The organism is Rhodoferax sp. XS2R6 (assembly GCF_056521365.1).
In genome coordinates, this window is sequence record NZ_JBWMAY010000005.1 from 162537 (window position 1) to 182606 (window position 20070).

A 20070-nucleotide genomic window follows, 5' to 3' on the forward strand; every position below is an offset into this window, starting at 1 on the left:
CACACAATCAAGGCTTTTGCACCCAGGTATGCGAGTTGTGCATTTTTAATCCCTTGGGACGCATTGCTCCAGCCATAACAACCAATCCGTTATCTTGCGATTCACGCATGCCTATGCCATAGTGTGTTTTTGTTTTGGGGCTTCTTGCCATGGGCAACACCACTCAGACCACTGCAGCCGAAAAACGCCCACCGGTCACTATTTTTGGACCGGATTTCCCTTTCGCATTTGACGACTGGATTGCCCACCCCGCGGGCTTGGGTCAGCTGCCCGCGTCGCGCCTGGGCGAAGAAGTAGCCATTGTGGGCGCGGGAATGGCGGGCATGGTGGCGGCCTACGAGCTCATGAAGCTAGGCCTCAAGCCCGTGGTCTACGAGGCGTCAAAAATGGGCGGCCGCCTGCGCTCGCAAGTCTTTGAGGGCACCAAGGACACCGTGGCCGAGCTGGGCGGCATGCGCTTCCCCGTGTCGGGCACGGCCTTCTACCACTACGTGAATCAACTGGGCCTGCAGACACGGCCCTTCCCCAACCCGCTGACACCCGCCTCCGGCAGCACCGTGATTGATCTAGAAGGCGAGACGCACTACGCACAGTCTCTGTCCGACCTGCCCGCCGTGTTCCGCGAGGTGGCCGAGGCCTGGGCCCAGGCGCTGGAAGACGATGCCCGCTTTTCGGACATGCAGGACGCCATCCGCACACGCAATGTGCCCACGCTTAAGCGCCTGTGGAACACGCTGGTGCCGCTGTGGGACGACCGCACGTTTTACGACTTCATTGCCAGCTCCCAGGCGTTTTCCAAGCTGTCGTTCCGCCACCGCGAGATTTTTGGCCAGGTGGGTTTTGGCACGGGGGGCTGGGATTCGGACTTTCCCAACTCGATGCTCGAAATCCTGCGTGTGGTGCTGACCAACTGCGACGACGAACAGCGCCTCATTGTGGGCGGGGCCGACCAGGTGCCCCACGGCCTGTGGCGCCATGCCCCTACGCAAATCACCCACTGGCCCGCCGGCACCACACTGCAAAGCCTGCACGCAGGCGCCACCCGTGCCGGGGTGGCCAGCATTGCCCGCGCCGCCGATGGCCGCCTGGCCGTGACCGATTGTTGGGGCGACACACGCCACTACAGCGCCGTGCTGACCACCTGCCAGAGCTGGCTGCTCACCACGCAAATTGCGGTGGAAGAGTCGCTGTTCTCGCAAAAGATGTGGATGGCGCTAGACCGCACGCGCTACATGCAGTCCAGCAAGACCTTTGTCATGGTGGACCGCCCGTTCTGGAAGGACAAAGACCCCGACACTGGCCGTGATGTGATGAGCATGACACTGACCGACCGGCTCACGCGCGGCACTTATCTGTTTGACAACGGGCCGGACCAACCTGCCGTCATCTGCCTGTCGTATGCGTGGATGGGTGATGCGCTCAAGATGCTACCCCAGTCGCCCGAGAAGCGCGTGAAGCTTGCCCTTCAGGCGCTGAAGAAGATCTACCCCAAGGTGGACATTGCGAGCCACATCATTGGTGACCCCATTTGTGTGTCGTGGGAGGCGGATCCGTTTTTTCTGGGTGCCTTCAAGGGTGCGCTGCCCGGCCATTACCGTTACAACCAGCGCATGTACGCGCACTTTATGCAAGACCCTTTCCCTGCCGAGCAAAAAGGCCTGTTCATCGCGGGCGACGATGTGTCGTGGACACCAGCCTGGGTAGAGGGCGCGGTACAGACCTCGCTGAACGCGGTATGGGGCATCGTCCACCACCTGGGTGGCCAGACGCATGCAAGCAACCCCGGCCCCGGTGATGTGTTTGCGGAGCTGGGTCCCATGGCCCTGCCGGACTGATGGCCATGCGCACGCCCCTCACCCTGGCCCTGCTGCAATGCGCACCTGCCCCGCTAGACGTGGCCGGCAACCTGCAACGCCTGGACCAAGCCGCGCAGCAAGCCGCCGCAGCCGGCGCCCAAGTGCTGGTATGCCCCGAGATGTTTATCAGCGGCTACGCCATTGGGGCCGCGGCGGTGCAACAGTTGGCCCAGCCGGCCGATGGCGCCTGGGCCCAGGCCGTGGCCGTCATCGCGCAGCGCCATCACGTGGCCGTGGTCTATGGCTACCCCGAACGGGACGCCAGCGGTGCGGTCTTCAACGCCGCGCAGTGGGTTAGCGCGCAGGGCCAACGCTGCCTGAACTACCGCAAAACCTATTTGTTTGGCGATCTGGACCGCCAGCAGTTTGCCGCCGGTGCACCCAGCGCTGCGACGTTCACCTTGCAGGGCTGGACCATTGGCCTGCTGATTTGCTACGACGTGGAGTTTCCTGAGGCTACGCGCCGCCTGGCGTTGGCCGGGGCCGACCTCATCGTGGTGCCCACAGCCAATATGCCGGAATACGACTTTGTGGCCCAGGCCCTGGTGCCCGTGCGCGCTTACGAGAACCAGCTGTATGTGGCCTACGCCAACTACATGGGCGCCGAAGGCGATGTGCACTACGGCGGCCTGAGCCTGCTGGCCGCACCGGATGGTCAGGCCGTGGCGCAGGCGGACCGGCAGCCTACGCTGCTGATCGCCACGCTGGACGATTCGCGCCTGAGCACCGCCCGCGCGGCAAACCGCCATGTGCGAGACGCCGCTGCACTGCCACCCCACACCCTCTGACACCAATACATGCGCCGCAAAATCCCCGCCACCCAGGCCCTGCTGTGTTTTGACGCCGCGGCCCGCCACGAAAGTTTTACCCGCGCCGCGCAAGAGCTGGCGCTGACGCAGAGCGCCGTCTCGCGCCAGATCACCGCGCTGGAAGAGCTGGTGGGCACACCGCTGTTTCGCCGCACGCGCCATGGCGTGGCGCTGACCACGGCCGGCGCGCGCTACGCCCAGCAAGTGGCGCTGCGCCTGCGCGGGCTGGAGCAGGACACGCTGGACCTGATGTCCACCCAAGGGCGCGGCGGCACCGTGCAGCTGGCCAGCGTGCCTACGTTTGCGGCGCGCTGGTTAATTCCCCGGCTACAGGCCTTCAACGCGCTGCATCCCGACACCACGGTACACATCGAAACCCGCACCCGCCCCTTCTTGTTTGCCGACACGCCGTTTGACGCGGCCGTCTTCGCCGGCACCGAAGCCCAAGTGCAGCACTGGGCCGGCACCCACGCCATGCCGCTGATGGCGGAGACCGTGGTGGCCGTGTGCAGCCCCACACTGCTGACAGGCCGCAAAAGCCTGAGCGCCAAAACCCTGGCCACCCTGCCCCTGCTGCAGCAAAGCACCCGGCCCGACAGCTGGCAGGCCTGGTTTGCCGCGCAAGAGGTGGAGGCGCCGCTGGCCCTGTCCGGCCCACGTTACGAACAGTTTTCCATGACCACGGCCGCCGCCGCCCAGGGCATGGGCGTGGCGCTGGTGCCGCGCTTGCTGATTGAGACCGAACTGGCACGGGGCGAACTGGTGCTGGCCCATCCTGCGCCGCTGCCCGGCGCGCGCCACTACTACCTGGTGCTGCCGGAAGGCAGCGACGATAAACCCGCCTTGCAACACTTCAGCACCTGGCTGCAACAGGCCAGCCAAGCTTAGTCAAGACGCTTTTTTTGGGTCAATTTGCAATTTCGCACAATTGTGCTAAATTTGCACTATGGACGCCAAAACCCATAAAAGTGAACTAACCCGCGCCGCCATCGTGGACGCGGCGCTGCACCTGGCTGCGGACGAAGGCCTGGAGGCCATCAACCTGCAGGTGGTGGCAGACCGCGCGGGTTTGTCCAAGAGCGGGGTGTTCTCCCGCGTGGGTTCACGCGAGGCACTGCAAAAGGCCGTCATCGAGGAGTACGGCCGCCGCTTCCTGGCCGATGTGTTTGTGCCCGCCATGCAAGCCCCCAAGGGCCTGCCGCGGCTGGACGGCATTGTGCAGCGCTGGATTGTGCGCATGCGCGATGTGGAAGTGCACACCGGCTGCCTGTACACCGCGGGCGCCTTTGAGTTGGACGACCGCGAAGGCGAGCTGCGCGACCTGTTGTTTCAGGAAGTGACCCGCTGGCGTGCCGCGCTGCGCCGCACCGTGCTGCAGGCCGTGGACGCCGGCCACCTGCGCCCCGACACCGACCCCGGCCAACTGGTGGCCGAACTCAGCGGCATGGCCATGGCCCTGCTGCACGATGCGCGCTTTCTGCGCGACACCCACGCCGCCCAGCACGCCCAAGCCACTTGGCAGCGCATGCTGGCCAGCTACCGCACCTGAGGTTTTGCCGTATGCCCACCTGTTCCCTTGGTTTGTTTTAATTTCGCACGACTGTGCGAAGAAAGGAAGTTCCATGCTGATCGTTGCCCTGCTTGCCGCCGTCACCGCCGCTGTGCTTTACCTGGGCTTGCGCCTGTGCCGGCTGTTGGACGGATTGCCCCGCAGCAATGCGGATTGGATTTACTACTGACACGAAACGGAGCCCGCCATGTCAACCACGACCACCGCCCTGCAAGCTACCTCTGACTTTTATTCCAGTAACCCCGCCACCCGCGTGTTGCGCCTGGCCCTGGGCACCTCCCAGCGGCTGTGGCCGGCGCTGGGCCTGCGCCTAGCCTACCGCCTGTTTGGCACGCCGCTGCCCCCACGCTGGTTGCGCCGCGACCGCCCCTGGCCCGGCCACTGGACCCAGGAACGCTGGGCCTTTGAAGACGCCAGCCTGACCCTGCACCACCCTTTGCGCCACCCCGCTGCACCCGCCAGCAGCGCACCAGCCGAGGGCGCGTGCGTGCTGTTGGTGCATGGCTGGGGTGGCCATGCGGGCCAGATGCTGCCGCTGGCCCAGGCACTCATCGTGCAGGGCCTGCGCCCGGTGTTGCTGGATTTGCCGGCCCATGGCAAAAATGCCGGCCGGGTGAGCAACCTGCCGCAATTTGCCCGCGCCATTGAATACACGCTGGCTAGGCTCGCCCAGCAGGGCCACACCGTGCAAGGCGTGGTGGCCCATTCGCTGGCGGCCAACGGCCTGGCTTTTGCCGCGGCGCGCGGCCTGCCAACCCAGCGCCTGGTGTTGCTGGCGCCCCCTGCCTCCCCAAGCGAATACACGCGCCTGTTTGCCCAGGTGTTTGGCCTGCACGAACCCATGCGCGCCGCTCTGCAGCGCCGCATCGAGGCGCGCGAGGGCATTGTGATGGCCCAGTTTGAGCCCGATGCCAGCGGCCCGCGCATCACCCAGCCCACGCTGGTGGTGCATGACCGGGGCGACCGCATCAACCCCTTTGCCGACGGCACCGCCTTTGCCGAGGCCATTCCCGGTGCGCAGCTGCTGGCCACCGACGGCCTGGGCCACACCCGCTTGTTGCGCGATGCCCTGGTGGCGCAGGTCGTGGTTAATTTTTTGGCCTGACCGGCCAACCGGCCGCAACCCCGGTGCCACGGGGTTGCGGGCAAACCCCTAGTTACAGCGTGGCACGTGGATTGCTAGCATGCACCTCATGACTTGACCAAACGGTCAGTTTTTAAAGGAGTTGCCAGCGTGTCCACCCCCTCACCCTCTCCCGCCGACGTTCGTGCAGGCCGCCTCGCCAGCGAGGAATACGCCAAAGCGTTTGCCGACGCCACCCCGCGTTTCACCAATACACAAGCCCTGCTGGAAGCCGAGCGCTGCCTATATTGCTACGACGCGCCCTGCGCCACAGCCTGCCCCACCAGCATTGATGTGCCGTCCTTCATCAAGCGCATTGCCGACGGCAACCTGCGCGGCTCGGCCAAGGCGATTCTGGAGAGTAACCCGCTGGGCGGCATGTGCGCCCGCGTCTGCCCCACCGAGAACCTGTGCGAGGCCGTCTGCGTGCGCAACACGCAGGAAGACCGCCCAGTGGCCATCGGCCGCCTGCAGCGCCACGCCGTGGACGCACTGATGGAGAGCGACAAGCCGCAGATCTTTACCCGCGCCCCATCCACCGGCAAAAAGGTAGCCGTGGTGGGCGCTGGCCCCGCCGGCCTGGCCTGTGCCTACACGCTGGCGCGTGAAGGGCACGACGTGGTGGTGTTTGACGCCAAGCCCAAGGCCGGTGGCCTGAACGAATACGGCCTGGCCAGCTACAAGACGCCGGGTGACTTTGCCCAGCGCGAAGTGCAGTGGCTGCTGGACATTGGTGGCATCACCATCCAGACCGGCTGGAAGCTGGAAACCGTGGCGCAGCTGGAAGCGCTGCGCAAGGACTTTGGCGCCGTATTTTTGGGCATGGGCCTGGCCACCACGCACCAGCTTGGCGTGCCCGGTGAAGACCTGGAGGGCGTGCAAGACGCGGTGGACTTTATTGCCACGCTGCGCCAGACCGAAGACAAGGCCACCCTGCCCGTAGGCCGCCGCGTGGTGGTGATTGGCGGCGGCATGACCGCAGTGGACGCCGCGGTGCAAAGCAAGCTGCTGGGCGCCAAGGTGGTGCACATGGTGTACCGCCGCGGGCGCGATGCCATGGGCGCATCGCAAGCTGAACAAGACTGGGCGCAGACCAATGGCGTGGTGCTGCACCAATGGCTCTCACCCGTAGAAATTGTGGGCCAGGGCGGAAGTAAGGGCCATGTGGCTGGCGTGCGCTTTGCCGACCAGGCACTGGTGGGCGGCAAGCTGCAGCCCACGGGCCGCGAGATTACTTTTGAGGCCGACACCGTGCTCAAGGCCATTGGCCAGAAGCTGGGCAACCCCGTGCTGCTGGACGCCGGCCTGACCTTGAGTGGCGGCAAGATTGCCACCGATGCCGAGGGCACCACCAACCTGAAGGGCGTGTGGGCCGGCGGCGACTGCCGTGCTGGCGGACTGGACCTGACCGTGGAAGCCGTGGAACACGGCAAGCAATCGGCCAAAGCCATCCACGCGTACCTCAAGGCCTGAGCGGCCATCCCCACAGAACATCGGAGTCACACCATGGCCAATCTGCAAACCACTTTCGCCGGCATCAAAAGCCCCAACCCCTTCTGGCTCGCATCCGCCCCGCCCACCGACAAGGCCTACAACGTCAACCGCGCCTTCGAAGCCGGCTGGGGCGGCGTAGTCTGGAAGACGCTGGGCGAGGCCGGCCCCCCGGTCGTCAACGTGAACGGCCCACGCTACGGAGCACTGCTGTCGCCGGACCGGCGCCTCATGGGCTTTAACAACATCGAGCTCATCACCGACCGCGACCTGGAGTTGAACCTGCGCGAGATCACCGAGGTGAAACGCAACTGGGCGGACCGCGCAATGATCGTCTCGCTGATGGTGCCCTGCGAAGAGAAAAGCTGGAAAGCCATCTTGCCGCGCGTGGAAGACACGGGTGCTGACGGCATTGAGCTGAACTTTGGCTGCCCGCACGGCATGAGCGAGCGCGGCATGGGTGCCGCCGTGGGCCAGGTGCCCGAGTACATCCAGATGGTGACCGAGTGGTGCAAGCAGTACAGCAAGCTGCCCGTCATCGTGAAGCTCACGCCCAACATCACCGACATCCGCAACCCCGCCCGCGCTGCCAAAAAAGGCGGAGCTGATGCAGTGTCGCTCATCAACACCATCAACTCCATCATGGGTGTGGACCCCTACACGCTGACCATGTCGCCCTCCACGGGTGGCAAGGGCAGCCACGGCGGCTACTGCGGCCCGGCCGTGAAGCCCATTGCGCTGAACATGGTGGCCGAGATTGCGCGTGACCCGCAGACCGCCGGAATCCCCATCAGCGGCATCGGCGGCATTGGCAACTGGCGCGATGCGTTGGACTTCATCGCCCTGGGCTCTGGCACCGTGCAGGTCTGCACCGCCGCCATGGTCTACGGCTTCAAGATCGTGCAGGAGATGAGCGACGGCCTCTCCAACTACATGGACGAGATGGGCTTCACCAGCGTCGACCAGATCGTGGGCAAGGCCGTGCCGACTGTGAGCGACTGGCGCTACCTGAACCTGAACCACATCAGCAAGGCCGTCATCAACCAGGACAGCTGCATCCAGTGCGGCCGCTGCCACATTGCCTGCGAAGACACCAGCCACCAGGCCATCACCTTCATGAAAGACGGCAAGCGCCACTTTGAGGTGAAGGAAGACGAATGCGTGGGCTGCAACCTGTGCGTGACTGTGTGCCCCGTGCCAGACACCATCACCCTGCGCGATGTGCCGGCCGGCGAAAAAGACTTGCGCACCGGCCTGCAAGTAAGCGATAAACATGCGGACTGGACCACCCACCCCAACAACCCCATGCGCCAGGCTGCCTGAGCCGGGGTTTATGCATCCAATCAGCCTCTAGCCCACGTATCCATTGCGCAAGCAGCTACATATTTAGGAGCATTTATGACGAGCATTCTGATCAAAGGCGGCACCGTGGTGAACGCCGACCGCTCTTTCCGGGCCGACGTGTTGACGCAGGACGGCAAGATTGTGGCCGTGGGCGAAAACCTGACCGCGCCCGCCGGTGCAACGACCGTGGACGCGGGCGGCCAGTACGTCATGCCCGGTGGCATTGACCCGCACACCCACATGCAGCTGCCGTTCATGGGCACCACCACCATGGACGACTTCTACACCGGCACGGCCGCCGGTCTGGCCGGGGGCAACACCACCATCATCGACTTCGTCATCCCCGACCCGCAAGAAAACATCCTGGACGCCTACAAGAAGTGGCGCGGCTGGGCCGAGAAGTCGGCCTCTGACTATTCCTTCCACGTCGCCATCACCTGGTGGAGCGAGCAGGTGCGCCAAGACATGGGCATGCTGGTGAAGGAAGAAGGCATCAACAGCTTCAAGCACTTCATGGCCTACAAGAACGCCATCATGTGCGACGACGAAACGCTGGTGAACAGCTTCAAGCGTTCGCTGGAACTGGGCGCCATGCCCACCGTGCACGCCGAGAACGGCGAGCTGGTCTACCTGCTGCAGAAGACGGTGGCCGAGATGGGCATCAAAGGGCCTGAGGGCCACCCGCTGTCGCGCCCGCCCATGGTGGAGGCCGAAGCCGCCAACCGCGCCATCGCCATTGCCGATGTGCTGAACGTGCCCATCTACGTGGTGCACGTGAGCTGTGTGGAAGCGGCCGAGGCCATTGCCCGCGCTCGCGCACGCGGCCAACGTGTGTATGGCGAAGTGCTGGCCGGCCACCTGGTGCTGGACGACAGCGTCTACCGCCACCCGGACTTTGCAACGGCGGCGGCCCACGTGATGAGCCCACCCTTCCGCCCCAAGGGCAACAGCGAATTCCTGTGGCGCGGCTTGCAAAGCGGCAACCTGCACACAACCGCCACCGACCACTGCACCTTCTGCGCCGCGCAAAAGGCCGCGGGCAAAGACGACTTCAGCAAGATCCCCAACGGCTGCGGCGGCGTGGAAGAGCGCCTGGCCGTGATTTGGGATGAAGGCGTCAACACCGGCCGCCTGACGCCCAGCGAGTTTGTGGCCGTGACCTCGGCCAACACCGCCAAGCTGTTCAACATCTACCCACAAAAGGGCAGCGTGTCCGTGGGCGCCGATGCCGACCTTGTGGTGTGGGACCCGGCCGGCACCAAGACGCTGTCGGTCAAGACGCAGCACAGCAAGGGCGACTTCAACATCTTTGAAGGCCGCCAGGTCAAGGGCATCCCCAGCCACACCATCAGCCAGGGTGAGCTGGTCTACGTGCAGGGCGACCTGCGCGCTGTGAAGGGCAAGGGCCGCTACATCAAGCGCCCCGCCTTCAGCGACAACTTTGCCGCCAACAAGCTGCGGGCCGACACGCTGGCCCCCACCGCCGTAAAGCGTTAAACCCAAAGCTAAGACCCAAGGACACCACCATGACCACCGCAACAGCCATCGACATCGACAAGGTCCGCATCAACGGCGAGCGCCTCTGGGCCTCGCTCATGGAGCTGGCGCAGATTGGCGCCACGCCCAAAGGTGGCGTGTGCCGCCTGACCCTAACCGACCTGGACAAGCAGGGCCGCGACCTGGTCTTGAAATGGGCCAAAGAGGCCGGCATGACCATCACCATCGACAAGATCGGCAACGGCTTCATGCGCCGCGCCGGGCGCAACAACAGCCTGCCGCCCATCATGACCGGCAGCCACATCGACACCCAGCCCACGGGCGGCAAGTTCGACGGCAACTACGGCGTGCTGGCCGGCATTGAGGTGGTGCGCACGCTGAATGACCTGGGCATTGAGACCGAAGCGCCTATCGAGGTGGCCTTCTGGACCAACGAGGAAGGCTCGCGTTTTGTGCCGGTGATGATGGGCTCGGGCGTGTTCGCCAAGGCCTTCACGCTGGAGCACGCGTATGCGGCCACCGACACCGAAGGCAAGAGCGTGAAGGGTGAGCTGGAACGCATTGGCTACATCGGCGACCAGGAGCCCGGCGACCACCCGATTGGCGCGTATTTTGAGACGCACATCGAACAAGGCCCGGTGCTGGAAGACAACGACGTGACCATTGGCGTAGTCAGCGGCGTGCTGGGCATCCGCTGGTTTGACTGCACCGTGACCGGCATGGAAGCCCACGCCGGCCCCACGCCCATGGCGCTGCGCAAAGACTCGCTCTTGGCCGCCACGCGCATCATGCAAGACGTGGTGGCCGCCGCCCACCGCCACCCGCCGCATGGCCGCGGCACGGTGGGCATGGTGCAGGTGTTCCCCAACAGCCGCAACGTGATCCCCGGCCGCGTGAAGTTCAGCATCGACCTGCGCAACGCCACCGACGCACTGGTGGACCAGATGGCCGACGAGGTGAAAGCCTTTGCCGCCAAGGTGGGCCAGGAGCACGGCGTGGACGTGAAGATTGAAATGGTGTCCAGCTACAACGCCATTAAGTTTCACGACGACTGCGTGGACGCCGTGGGCCGCGCCGCCAAGAAGCTGGGCTACTCCAACATGCCCGCCGTCTCAGGCGCCGGCCACGACGCCGTCTACATGGCGAAGCTGGCCCCCGCCGGCATGATCTTCATCCCCTGCAAAGACGGCATCAGCCACAACGAGATTGAGGACGCAAAGCCGGAGCACATCACGGCTGGATGCAATGTGTTGTTGCATGCGATGTTGGAGCGGGCTGGGGTGATTTGACTGACCACCCGGGGGAGATATATGAGGCTTATTGGCCTCTAGCTCCCGTATTCATTGCGCAAACAGCTCCTGATCTGGTAGCAGATCAGGAGCTGCTTTCCTAAAAAAACATCATCGAGGCGTATCAATTGACGTTGAAGGTAACTTCTTTCAGTGATATTGCAGGCCAGATTACCGCAAAGTCACATGACGCGGACAAGGTCACTGTCGGTAGTGTCTGTTTGCCCACAGGAGGATTGAAGTCAATTCGCAAAACGATCCCCAATGACTTCCCCAAGTGGCGCAATGCTCGCGATGCCAATGTCAAGTTCATGGTGGATCTCATTCTGAAGGAAGCCATGGGAGCTAGTGCAAGCTCAATAGATAAGAGTGCAGACCAATGGCAGAACTTTTGGCAGGACGCAAGCAATGCTCACAGTAAGACTGCGTCACTGGTTGGCGGTTCAATCGGTTTCATTAAAGGCCCCAACCTTGTCAAGTACTTACTCTTTAGTCAGTCGGGACGCTTTGCAGTGGCTCACGCGATAAAAGTAGGCTCGATTCCCAGAGTCCTCGACATGAAAGGTCTCCTAAAAATTCAAGAAGATGTTGTTGTCGACAACGACATCCAAGGGGACGAAAACGTTGACGCCTTTGCTGAGATTTTTCGTTCAGGGAATTCACATCAACCGCTCGTCAATTCTCTTGGAATTGAGATCGAAACGAAGTCTTTACGTATAACCACCGAGCAGGACGAGCCTCTGCTGCTATTGGCTGACTATGTAGCCGGCATATTTCAAGCGGCAAATAGTGAATCGAATACTTTGGCATCCAGCGACGTAACAGTTAGGGCGGCATCCCTCGCATATCAAAAGCTGTTGAAAGCGAGAAATTTCTATGAATTCAGTACCCCATTGACGATGGAGTACTCAGACATATTCCCAGACTTTAAGAAATATCTCGTTTGAAATAGCTACAGGAGTCCAGATGGCATTGCAACTCCCTTACCGACACCCGAACACCTTGTCTGAAGTACAGGCGATCGTCTTAGCAAAAGAGTCCGAGTCACTACATCTTGAATTCAAGGCCAGCGAGGCCCTCGTCAAAGGCAAAGTAGATGACATATCGAAGGACGTATCAGCTTTTGCAAATTCGGATGGTGGTCTCATCATCTACGGTATTGTCGAAAATGATCATTGCGCTGATCGCATCGACGAAGGCTTGTCAAACTCAAAACTCAAATACAAAGAGTGGATAGAGAACAAGCTACAGAGCAATGTCGCGCCAAGACTGCAGGGTGTCCGTATAACGGAGATCGCTATTGGCGGAGATAGGTTCATTTACGCCGTCTCGGTCCCTGCAAGTGATCGTGGACCGCATCAAGACAGGCACACCCATCGGTATTACAAGCGCCACAATTTCAAGTGCGATCCGATGGAAGACCACGAAATTCGTGACGTCGGCAATCGACAGAAATCGGTTCCACCATTGATATCGGTACGCGTCGATATTGCACAAGGCTCACTCCTCCAATTCTGTGTAGAGAACATAGGTGATTACCCCGCGACAGATGTGACGTTTCAATTCTCTAAGACGTTGAAATGGGAACATGGAGAACCGAGGCCACTGCTTGAAGGAGTTCGGACTTTTCCAGCCAAACGTCGTCTAGCTTTCTTTTATGGAGTTGGGCATTGGCTGGGCTCGGACAAAATTATCGAAGATTTCTCTGTTGACGTTTCCTATTTTCATCAAGGCAATGGCAAACGTTTTACCGAAACATTCGATATCGATTTGCGCAGCCTGGTTGGTAGCTTGCAGGAATTAACGGAACTAGAACGTCACGCGAGAAAAATCGAAGAAGCACTGGGCAAAAACACGAAAGCCTTAGAGCGCATAACAAGTCATCTTTCTCACCTTGAGAACATTGCCAATCCGTCTGGCTTGGTAATTTCTCATTCAACATTGCGGAGCATCGCCGCTATATGTAATCGTGCTGACGTGGATTGGCCTTTGCTTGATCCAACTGAGTGCTCTTGGGAAGTGTTTCAAGAGGTGCTTGAAATAGATTCCAGCGTCGCTATAGGACTGAATCGATTTTTCTCTTGGCCCAACGAAGGGCAAAAATTAACGGCGATAGAAGGGATGAACGAGCAGCTATTGGAGAGGTTGAGAAAGTCTTTCAGAATTTCATCCAATTTTTTGGAGTAATCGCGTTTGCTGGTCCGCGAAGACGAGAACTGTCGCAAGTTACAAGAACGACTGCTAGCGAGCGTTTAGATCTAGCGTCACATTTCACGGGGGCACATTTCGCACAAACCTTGAGTCTCGTCAGCGTCACCAATCCGTCAGCCCCGCCAACAACCCAGTCTTCACATCCCCACTCGCAAAACTAGCCTCAATCGAAGTCCGCGCCACCTCCCGAGTCACTTCATCCGTCCACCCAAACGCCTGCCGACACAGCGCGTACTCGCCCACCAAACTCGCACCCAGCAGCGCCGGGTCATCGGTGTTGAGCGAGACACGCACACCCGCCTGCCGCAACCGTTCGATGGGATGCGCCTCCATCGACGGATACACCCCCAGCACCAGATTTGACGTGGGACACACGCCCAGCGGGACCTGCCGGTCCGCCAGCATTTGCACCAACGCCGGGTCTTCGATGGCGCGCACGCCGTGGTCGATGCGGTCGGCGCCCAACAGGTCCACCGCGTCCCACACGCCTTCGGGGCCGCTGGATTCGCCCGCGTGCACGGTGCGGCGCAGACCGGCGCTGCCCGCTTTGCGAAAGGCCTCTGCAAAGCGGGGGCCGGTGCGGCCGGCGGTGGCTTCGTTGCCGTCTACCGACAGGGCCACCACGCGCGGGTGGCGCAGTGCGGTGAGCGTGTCCACCAGCTCAATGGCCTCGTTAGCCGACTGGGTGCGCAGCAGGCTGACGCACAGGCCCACGCCGGGCAAGCCGTCTTGCTCCGCCGCGCTAAAGCCCGCGTGGATGGCGTCGAGCATGGGGCCCAAGCGGCCGTGCCATGCGTGCCAGTGGGTGGGGTTGAAGATGACGTCGGCATAACCCGTGCCGTTGGCGGCCAGGCGCTGGCTCAGGCCGTAGCTCAGTTCCACCAGGCGGTCTTGCGTGCGGGCCAGGCCGCAGGCCAAGTCCAAGAAGCCCAAAAAGTCCGCCAGACCCGAGAACTTGAACAAGTCTTCTTGCGGGCGGGGCAAAGCCACGCCCTCGGTTTGGGCCCACTGCGCGATCAGCGCGGCTTCAAAGCAGCCTTCCAGGTGCAGGTGTACCTCGGCCTTGGGCAGCGCCTTCAGACGCGCCTCTTCTGCAGATGGCAAAGGCAGGCTCATGGTTTGGCCTGGGCCAGGCCGTGCGCCACCACCGCGTTGGCGTGGCCGTGGCCCATGCCGTGCTCGGCTTTGAGCCAAGCCACGATCTCCATGTGCTTTTGGCCCTGCTGCTGTTTCACCAAGTCAAACCAGTGGTCCATGGGGTGGCCGTAGGTCTTCTCGATGGAGGGGAAGTAGGACGCGGGGCCTTTGACTTTCTCGGGTGCTGCCATGGGGGTCTCCTTGTCGCAGCACGGAACAGGGGCTGCGGGTGCAGCCCCTCTTGTTATCGCTCACTGCGCCAGGTGCACGGCTCCTGCCACAGGCGCTGATGCTTTCTCTGCGGGCAGACAGCCCATGCCCACCAAGGCCGCCTGCACCGCTTCGTCCAGCGGCGTGTGTGGCTCGTGGCCCAGTGCGGCTACCAGCTTGGTGTTGTCCATGGTCAGCGGCGTGCGCCACAGGTAGCGCATCTCGCGGAGTTCGCGAATGGTGCGCACAAACGGTGCAATCAGGGCCATCAGCCACCAGGGGAAGGCGCTGACTTTGGGCTGGGCACCACCACGCTTGACGACCACGCGGCTTATGGCGGAGGCCATTTGCGTGCCATCGGCGTCCCAGTGGCCTTGCATGTGAAAGACGGCAAAGGGCTCTAGCACTTCGCGGCGCTGCACCAGTTCCACCATGGTGCGCGCCACATCGGGCAGGTAGGACCACTGGTGGCCCACCCCGGGTGCGCCGGGCAGGCTGACGGCCTTGATGGGCAGACCCGGTTTGATGAGCCCTTGCGAGAACCAGCTGTTGCCGGGCTTGGGGCCAAAAAAATCGCCCGCGCGCACCACGATGACCTTGCAGCCCTGGCGGCTGGCCGCTTGCAGGCGCTGCTCCATCTGCACACGGATGGCGCCCTTGCGGGTGAGCGGTTCCTGCGGTGACTCTTCCCGCAGCGTGGGGAAGGCGCTGGGGCCGAAGTTGTAGACCGTGCCCGGCAACACGATGGTGGCGCCAACGGCCTGTGCGGCGGCGATGGTGTTGTCCACCATGGGCAGCACCAGCTCGGCCCAGCGGCGGTAGCCCGGTGGGTTGACGGCGTGCACGATGACGGCGCAGCCCTGGGCGGCGGCCAGCACATCGGCACGGTTCATGGCGTCGCCCTGCACCCATTCGATGCCGCCCTGTTGATCGGTGGCTTGCACTGCGCCACGGCGCAGGGCGCGCACGGCCCAGCCCGCGGCCACCAGTTGCCGGGCCACTTCGCCCCCAATGCCGCCGGTGGCGCCCAGTACCAATGCCGTATGTGCCAATGCTGTGGTGTTGCTCATTGCATAACTCCTTCAAAACGTGTTGCGATGGGATGAAGTTTGGAAGGGCGGGGGTTATTAAGCAATTGACCAACATGTGCCAGCCGCCATACATTTCTGTATGACTACCGACAACCTCACCGAGATTGGATGGGAGCTGTACCGCTCGTATTTGGGCGTGCTGGAAGAGGGATCGCTCTCGGGCGCGGCGCGTGCCATGGGCATTGCCCAGCCCACTGTGGGCCGGCACATCGACGCGCTGGAAAAGGCGCTGGGCGTGGCGCTGTTCACCCGTTCCCAAACCGGGCTGCTGCCCACCGACGCGGCGCTGGCGCTGCAGCCGTTTGCCCAGGCCATGAGCACCTCGGCCGCCGCGCTCAAGCGTGCGGCCGAGAGCCAGGGCTCAGGCATCAAGGGCACGGTGCGCATTACCGCCAGCGAGGTGATGGGCGTGGAAGTGCTGCCACCCATCATTGCGCAGCTGCAAAGTGCCTACCCCGACCTGAAGGTGGAGCTGGTGCTGAGCAACCGCGTGCAAGACCTGCTGCAACGCGAGGCCGACATTGCCGTGCGCATGACGCAGCCCAAACAGGAGCAGCTGATTGCCCGCCGTGTGGGCCAGGTGGACCTGGGTTTTCATGCGCACCGCGCTTACCTGGAGCGGCGTGGCACACCCCAAACCCTGGACGAACTGGCGCAGCACGCGCTGATTGGGTTTGACGAAGAGACCGCGTTTGTGCGCGCGGCGCGCAAGGGGTTTACGCAGTGGCAGCGCGATAACTTTGCGCTGCGCACCGACAGCGATGTGGCGCAGCTGGCGCTGATTCGCGCGGGCTGCGGCATTGGCATTTGCCAAAACGCGCTGGCCGCCCGCGACCCGCAGCTGGTGCACCTGCTGCCCGACAGCTTGACGCTGGGTCTGGAAACCTGGCTCACCATGCACGAAGACCTGCGCAACACGCCGCGCTGCAAGGTGGCGTTTGACGCGCTGTTGCAGGGGCTGCAGGCCTACATGGGACATGAGGCAGCTGCAGCCCCGGCGGGCTGAAGGCCTTAGTACTTCTGCAACAGGTATTCGCTCACCTTGGGCGCATCTTTGTTGAGCAAGGTGTCCAGGCGCGAGTTCAGCACATAAACGTCTGCACCCACCTGCGCCGCGGTGGTGGGGAACGAGTAGGCGGTTTTGCGTGCGGGCTGCAGCGTGGCGGTTTTCCAGCCGTCTTTGGACACCAGCTCCACCACCTGGTCGTTGCCCGCGTTTTGCACCACCACCAAATGCGTCTTGTCGCGCAGCAGCATGCCGTCGGCCCCCTTCACGGCCTCGGGCAGGCTTACGCGCTGGATGTCCGCCCCGTTGCGGGTGCTGATGCGGAAGACCTCGCCGCTGTTGTATTTGTTGACCAGCAGGTAGCCGTCCGGATGGGCCACGATGCCGTTCAAATTAAAGCCCTCGCCCTTGAACAGATCGCTTTGCGCAAACACGCTGGCTTGGCCTTTGGCGTCCACGCGGTAGATGACGGGCGAGAAGCTGTCGGTGATGTAGACATTGCCTGCAGCGTCCACCGCCAGGTCGTTGGCCATGTGGCCACCCTGCACCAGCCCGCTCAGGTCGTGGTACGCGCGGCGCTCGCCGGTCGTGGCGTCATACGCGGCCACTGCCGCCAGCTTGTAAGCAGTGGTGGCGCTGCTGCGGGTGGAGGCGCCCAGGTCGGCCACTGCAACCCAGAGCAGGTTGCGTTTGGCATCCAGCGCCAGGCCCACGCTGGCAATCAGTTTGTCGTCTTGAATAAAGGGGGTGTACACGCCCTGGGGGCTGACCTTGCCGATGGTGCCCGTGTGCACCGAGCTGACAAAGAACACCTTTTGCGCAGGGTGCCAGGCAATGCCTTCGGGGTAGGCCTGTTCGGCGGTGAAGGTGATGCCTTGGGCGGACACGCCATCGGCGTGGGCCAGGCTCGCGCCCAGCATGGGGGTAGCCAGCAATGCAGCCAAAGTGAGGCTGCGAACGAGTTGGGAAGTTTTGAATGTAGTCATCGTGAGCTTTCGGTTTAAAAAGTTAGACAGTGGTTGGTTTGGTGTGCGGGTACATCGCGTCCATGGCGGCTTGGTCCATCTCGGCTTTGAAGGTGTGGGCGTCGGCCAAGGCCTCGGCACGTGCGGCGGCCGGACGAGCGCTGACCTGGTCCAGGAAACGTTTGACGTGCGGTAGCTCTGCCCAGGCTGTATCGCCCAGCACAAAAGGCACGGCGCGCGCCCAGGCCCACAGCGCCATGTCGACGATGGTGAATTCCTCACCCACCATCCAGGTGCGGGTGGCCAGGTGGTTGTTGACGATGCGCCAGTGGCGCCAGGCTTCAAAGTCGTAACGCTGCTGCGCATAGGCTTTGGGCTCGGGGGCAAAGTGCCGAAAGTGCACCGCCTGACCCGAGAACGGCCCAATGCCGGTGGCCACAAACATGAGCCAGGAATACATCTGCGCGCGCACCTCGGGCACATTGCGTGGCAAGAACTGCCCGGTTTTGACGGCCAGGTAAAGCAGGATGGCGTTGCTGTCAAAAACGACCGCATCGCCATCCACCAGCGCGGGGGTTTTGGCGTTGGGGTTGATGGCCAGGTACGCGGGCAGATGCTGCTCGCCTTTGCGCACATCCACCGGCACCAACGCGTAAGGCAGGCCGGACTCTTCCAGAAACAAAGCCACCTTGGCCGGGTTGGGCGAGGGGTGGTAGTAGAACTTCAACATGGGGTGTCGCTTTCGTAAGGGTGGGTGACGGGGTGGATTGTGTTTTTTAGCGACAATCACAACAATCACCCGAAAAGCTAACGTTCTTTGCGTTATTCGCTAACAACACGAGGCAGCCAAGCCATGCTCGACAACATCCAGGCCTTTCTCGACGTGCACAAGGCGGGCACGTTTTCCGCCGCGGCCAAGCTGCACAACGTGGCGGTGTCTTCCGTGTCGCGGCAGGTCGATGCGCTGGAGCAGTCGCTGGGCGTGGCGCTGTTTCAGCGCAGCTCGCGCCGCCTGCTGCTCACCGATGCAGGGGAGCAGTTTTTGCCACGTGCGCAGCTCATCGTGTCGGAAATGGTGGAGGCCAAGGCCGCGCTGCTGGACGCGCAGGCCGAGCCACGTGGCTTGCTGTCGGTGACTGCCACCTCGGTCTTCTGGCGCATGCACATCGCACCCACCGTGGCGTCGTTCATGCGGCAGTACCCGCTGATTGAGCTGGACTTGCAGCTCAGCGACCACTGGGTCGACCTGGCCGCGCAGCGGGCCGATGTGGCGATTCGCATTGGCACCCTGCCCGATAGCGACCTGTTGGCCACGCGCCTGGCGCCCATGCTGCGCGTGGCCTGCGCCAGCCCCGCGTACATCCGGGAGCACGGCCGCCCCGCCCGGCCCGAAGACCTGCTGCACCACCGCTGCCTGTGCCTGCCCACCGCCCCCACGGGTTTGTGGACGTTTCCGGGTGTAAACCAGGGCAAGCCTTTGGCGGTGCAGGGGCGTTTTCGCAGTGGCGATGTGGATTCGCTGCTGGACGCCGCCGCGGCCGGGTTGGGCGTTGCGCACCTGGCCAGTTGGCTGGTCTACAAAAAGGTAGCGGCGGGCGAGCTGGTCAACCTGTTCCCTGACTCGGTGGCGGCTACCGCGGCCGCGGTGGCCACGGCCAAGGGCCAGACGCCGGCCATCCATGCAGTGCGGCTCCAGGGGCGCTCCCACTCGGCCAAGGCGCAGCTGTTTATCCAGCACCTGAAGCAGGCCTTTGGCACACCGCCCTACTGGGACCGCGCGGTAGGCGCCGCACCCGATGCTGGGCCTGCGGCGTGATGAGCACCCCACGCCGCCGCCTTCTCTGCGCACAGTGCCTGCGCCCACAAGCCACCTGCATCTGCCGCTTTGTCACGCCCACACTGCCCGTGTGTGAGGTGCTGGTCCTGCAGCACCCGCTGGAAGCACAACACGCCAAGAACAGTGCACGCCTGCTGCACCTGAGCCTGCCCGGCAGCCGCTTGGTGGTGGGCGAGGCGTTTGACGATGCGGCGCTGCAAGTGCTGATGCCCGATGACAAGACCACCGTGCTGCTGTACCCACCCACCGACTACGCGGGCCATGCGGCGCCCGCGCCGCTGGACCCCGCGCAGCTTGCCGACCCACAAAAGCTAAGACTGGTAGTGCTGGACGCCACCTGGCGCAAGAGCCGCAAGATGCTGCACCAAAGCCCCGCGCTGCAGCGCCTGCCGCGCCTGGCCCTGGACGATGCGCCCGCAGGCCGCTACGCGATCCGCAAGGCACACGCGCCAGGGCAGCTGTCTACGCTGGAGGCCACCTGCGCCGCGCTGGCGCAGCTGGAGGGAGATGCCGCGCGCTGGCAGCCGCTGCTGGCGACGTTTGACGGCTTTGTGGCCCAGCAGCTCAGTTTGGTGCCAAATTAGCCTCTAGCCCAAGCGGTATATGCGCTAGCAGCTCCTGATTTAGGAGCAAA

At 62.9% G+C, this 20070-nt stretch carries 19 protein-coding genes; 14 read left to right on the top strand and 5 right to left on the bottom strand.

All coding sequences use genetic code 11. The annotated features are described in order from the left end of the window. Positions 1-149: 149 nt before the first annotated feature. The 11 genes from AC097A_RS16770 (at position 150) to AC097A_RS16820 (ending at position 13166) form a co-directional block, all read left to right on the top strand. Entirely contained in the window at positions 150-1835 is a 1686-nt protein-coding gene (locus tag AC097A_RS16770; RefSeq protein WP_479621713.1) for a flavin monoamine oxidase family protein, read from the top strand. 5 nt (positions 1836-1840) lie between these two features. Next, positions 1841-2644, top strand: a complete 804-nt coding sequence (locus AC097A_RS16775; RefSeq protein WP_479621714.1) for a carbon-nitrogen hydrolase family protein — start codon at positions 1841-1843, stop codon at positions 2642-2644. A 9-nt stretch (positions 2645-2653) separates the two neighbouring features. Further along, positions 2654-3553, top strand: coding sequence for a LysR substrate-binding domain-containing protein (locus AC097A_RS16780; RefSeq protein WP_479621715.1), 900 nt, complete (start codon positions 2654-2656; stop codon positions 3551-3553). Positions 3554-3611: 58 nt separating this feature from the next. Continuing rightward, positions 3612-4214 (top strand): TetR/AcrR family transcriptional regulator, encoded by a 603-nt coding sequence (locus AC097A_RS16785; protein ID WP_479621716.1) that lies wholly within the window; start codon positions 3612-3614, stop codon positions 4212-4214. Between the two features lie 208 nt (positions 4215-4422). After that, positions 4423-5340, top strand: a complete 918-nt coding sequence (locus AC097A_RS16790) for an alpha/beta hydrolase (protein WP_479621717.1) — start codon at positions 4423-4425, stop codon at positions 5338-5340. Between the two features lie 129 nt (positions 5341-5469). Next, complete coding sequence (locus AC097A_RS16795; protein ID WP_479621718.1) at positions 5470-6831, top strand: NAD(P)-dependent oxidoreductase; 1362 nt, start codon at positions 5470-5472, stop codon at positions 6829-6831. Between the two features lie 33 nt (positions 6832-6864). Continuing rightward, positions 6865-8172, top strand: coding sequence for an NAD-dependent dihydropyrimidine dehydrogenase subunit PreA (gene preA / locus AC097A_RS16800; protein WP_105261838.1), 1308 nt, complete (start codon positions 6865-6867; stop codon positions 8170-8172). A 75-nt stretch (positions 8173-8247) separates the two neighbouring features. Continuing rightward, a complete protein-coding gene (gene hydA, locus AC097A_RS16805) occupies positions 8248-9690 on the top strand; it encodes a dihydropyrimidinase (RefSeq protein ID WP_479621719.1) in 1443 nt (480 codons plus the stop codon). A 29-nt stretch (positions 9691-9719) separates the two neighbouring features. Then, positions 9720-10979, top strand: coding sequence for a Zn-dependent hydrolase (locus AC097A_RS16810; protein WP_479621720.1), 1260 nt, complete (start codon positions 9720-9722; stop codon positions 10977-10979). 128 nt (positions 10980-11107) lie between these two features. Next, on the top strand, positions 11108-11926 hold the full coding sequence (locus AC097A_RS16815) for a hypothetical protein (protein WP_479621721.1): 819 nt from the start codon (positions 11108-11110) through the stop codon (positions 11924-11926). Positions 11927-11945: 19 nt separating this feature from the next. Then, positions 11946-13166, top strand: coding sequence for an AlbA family DNA-binding domain-containing protein (locus tag AC097A_RS16820; protein ID WP_479621722.1), 1221 nt, complete (start codon positions 11946-11948; stop codon positions 13164-13166). Positions 13167-13292: 126 nt separating this feature from the next. Here the strand turns inward: AC097A_RS16820 and add are convergent, their stop codons facing one another. The 3 genes from add to AC097A_RS16835 are packed head-to-tail and all read right to left on the bottom strand — an operon-like array spanning position 13293 to position 15607. After that, a complete protein-coding gene (add, locus tag AC097A_RS16825) occupies positions 13293-14306 on the bottom strand; it encodes an adenosine deaminase (protein ID WP_479621723.1) in 1014 nt (337 codons plus the stop codon). Continuing rightward, the gene (locus AC097A_RS16830) at positions 14303-14518 is read right to left on the bottom strand and encodes a DUF4287 domain-containing protein (protein WP_479621724.1); all 216 of its coding nucleotides are present in this window, start codon (positions 14516-14518) and stop codon (positions 14303-14305) included. Before AC097A_RS16830 ends, add begins: the two co-directional genes overlap by 4 nt. A gap of 60 nt (positions 14519-14578) precedes the next feature. Beyond that, on the bottom strand, positions 14579-15607 hold the full coding sequence (locus AC097A_RS16835) for an NAD(P)H-binding protein (protein ID WP_479621725.1): 1029 nt from the start codon (positions 15605-15607) through the stop codon (positions 14579-14581). Between the two features lie 100 nt (positions 15608-15707). On the opposite strand from AC097A_RS16835, the gene AC097A_RS16840 reads away from it, so the two are divergent. After that, positions 15708-16634, top strand: a complete 927-nt coding sequence (locus AC097A_RS16840) for a LysR family transcriptional regulator (protein ID WP_479621726.1) — start codon at positions 15708-15710, stop codon at positions 16632-16634. Between the two features lie 5 nt (positions 16635-16639). Here the strand turns inward: AC097A_RS16840 and AC097A_RS16845 are convergent, their stop codons facing one another. Together AC097A_RS16845 and AC097A_RS16850 are read right to left on the bottom strand one after the other, a co-directional pair. Further along, positions 16640-17620 (bottom strand): hypothetical protein, encoded by a 981-nt coding sequence (locus tag AC097A_RS16845; RefSeq protein WP_479621727.1) that lies wholly within the window; start codon positions 17618-17620, stop codon positions 16640-16642. A 22-nt stretch (positions 17621-17642) separates the two neighbouring features. Next, positions 17643-18329, bottom strand: coding sequence for a glutathione S-transferase family protein (locus AC097A_RS16850; protein ID WP_479621728.1), 687 nt, complete (start codon positions 18327-18329; stop codon positions 17643-17645). Positions 18330-18452: 123 nt separating this feature from the next. Here AC097A_RS16850 and AC097A_RS16855 point away from each other — a divergent pair, with 123 nt between their 5' ends. Both AC097A_RS16855 and AC097A_RS16860 read left to right on the top strand, forming a co-directional pair. Further along, positions 18453-19415: a LysR family transcriptional regulator gene (locus AC097A_RS16855; protein WP_479621729.1), complete on the top strand. Its 963-nt coding sequence runs from the start codon at positions 18453-18455 to the stop codon at positions 19413-19415. After that, a complete protein-coding gene (locus AC097A_RS16860; RefSeq protein WP_479621730.1) occupies positions 19415-20020 on the top strand; it encodes a tRNA-uridine aminocarboxypropyltransferase in 606 nt (201 codons plus the stop codon). The genes AC097A_RS16855 and AC097A_RS16860 overlap by 1 nt, the downstream gene beginning before the upstream one ends. Positions 20021-20070 lie beyond the last annotated feature (50 nt).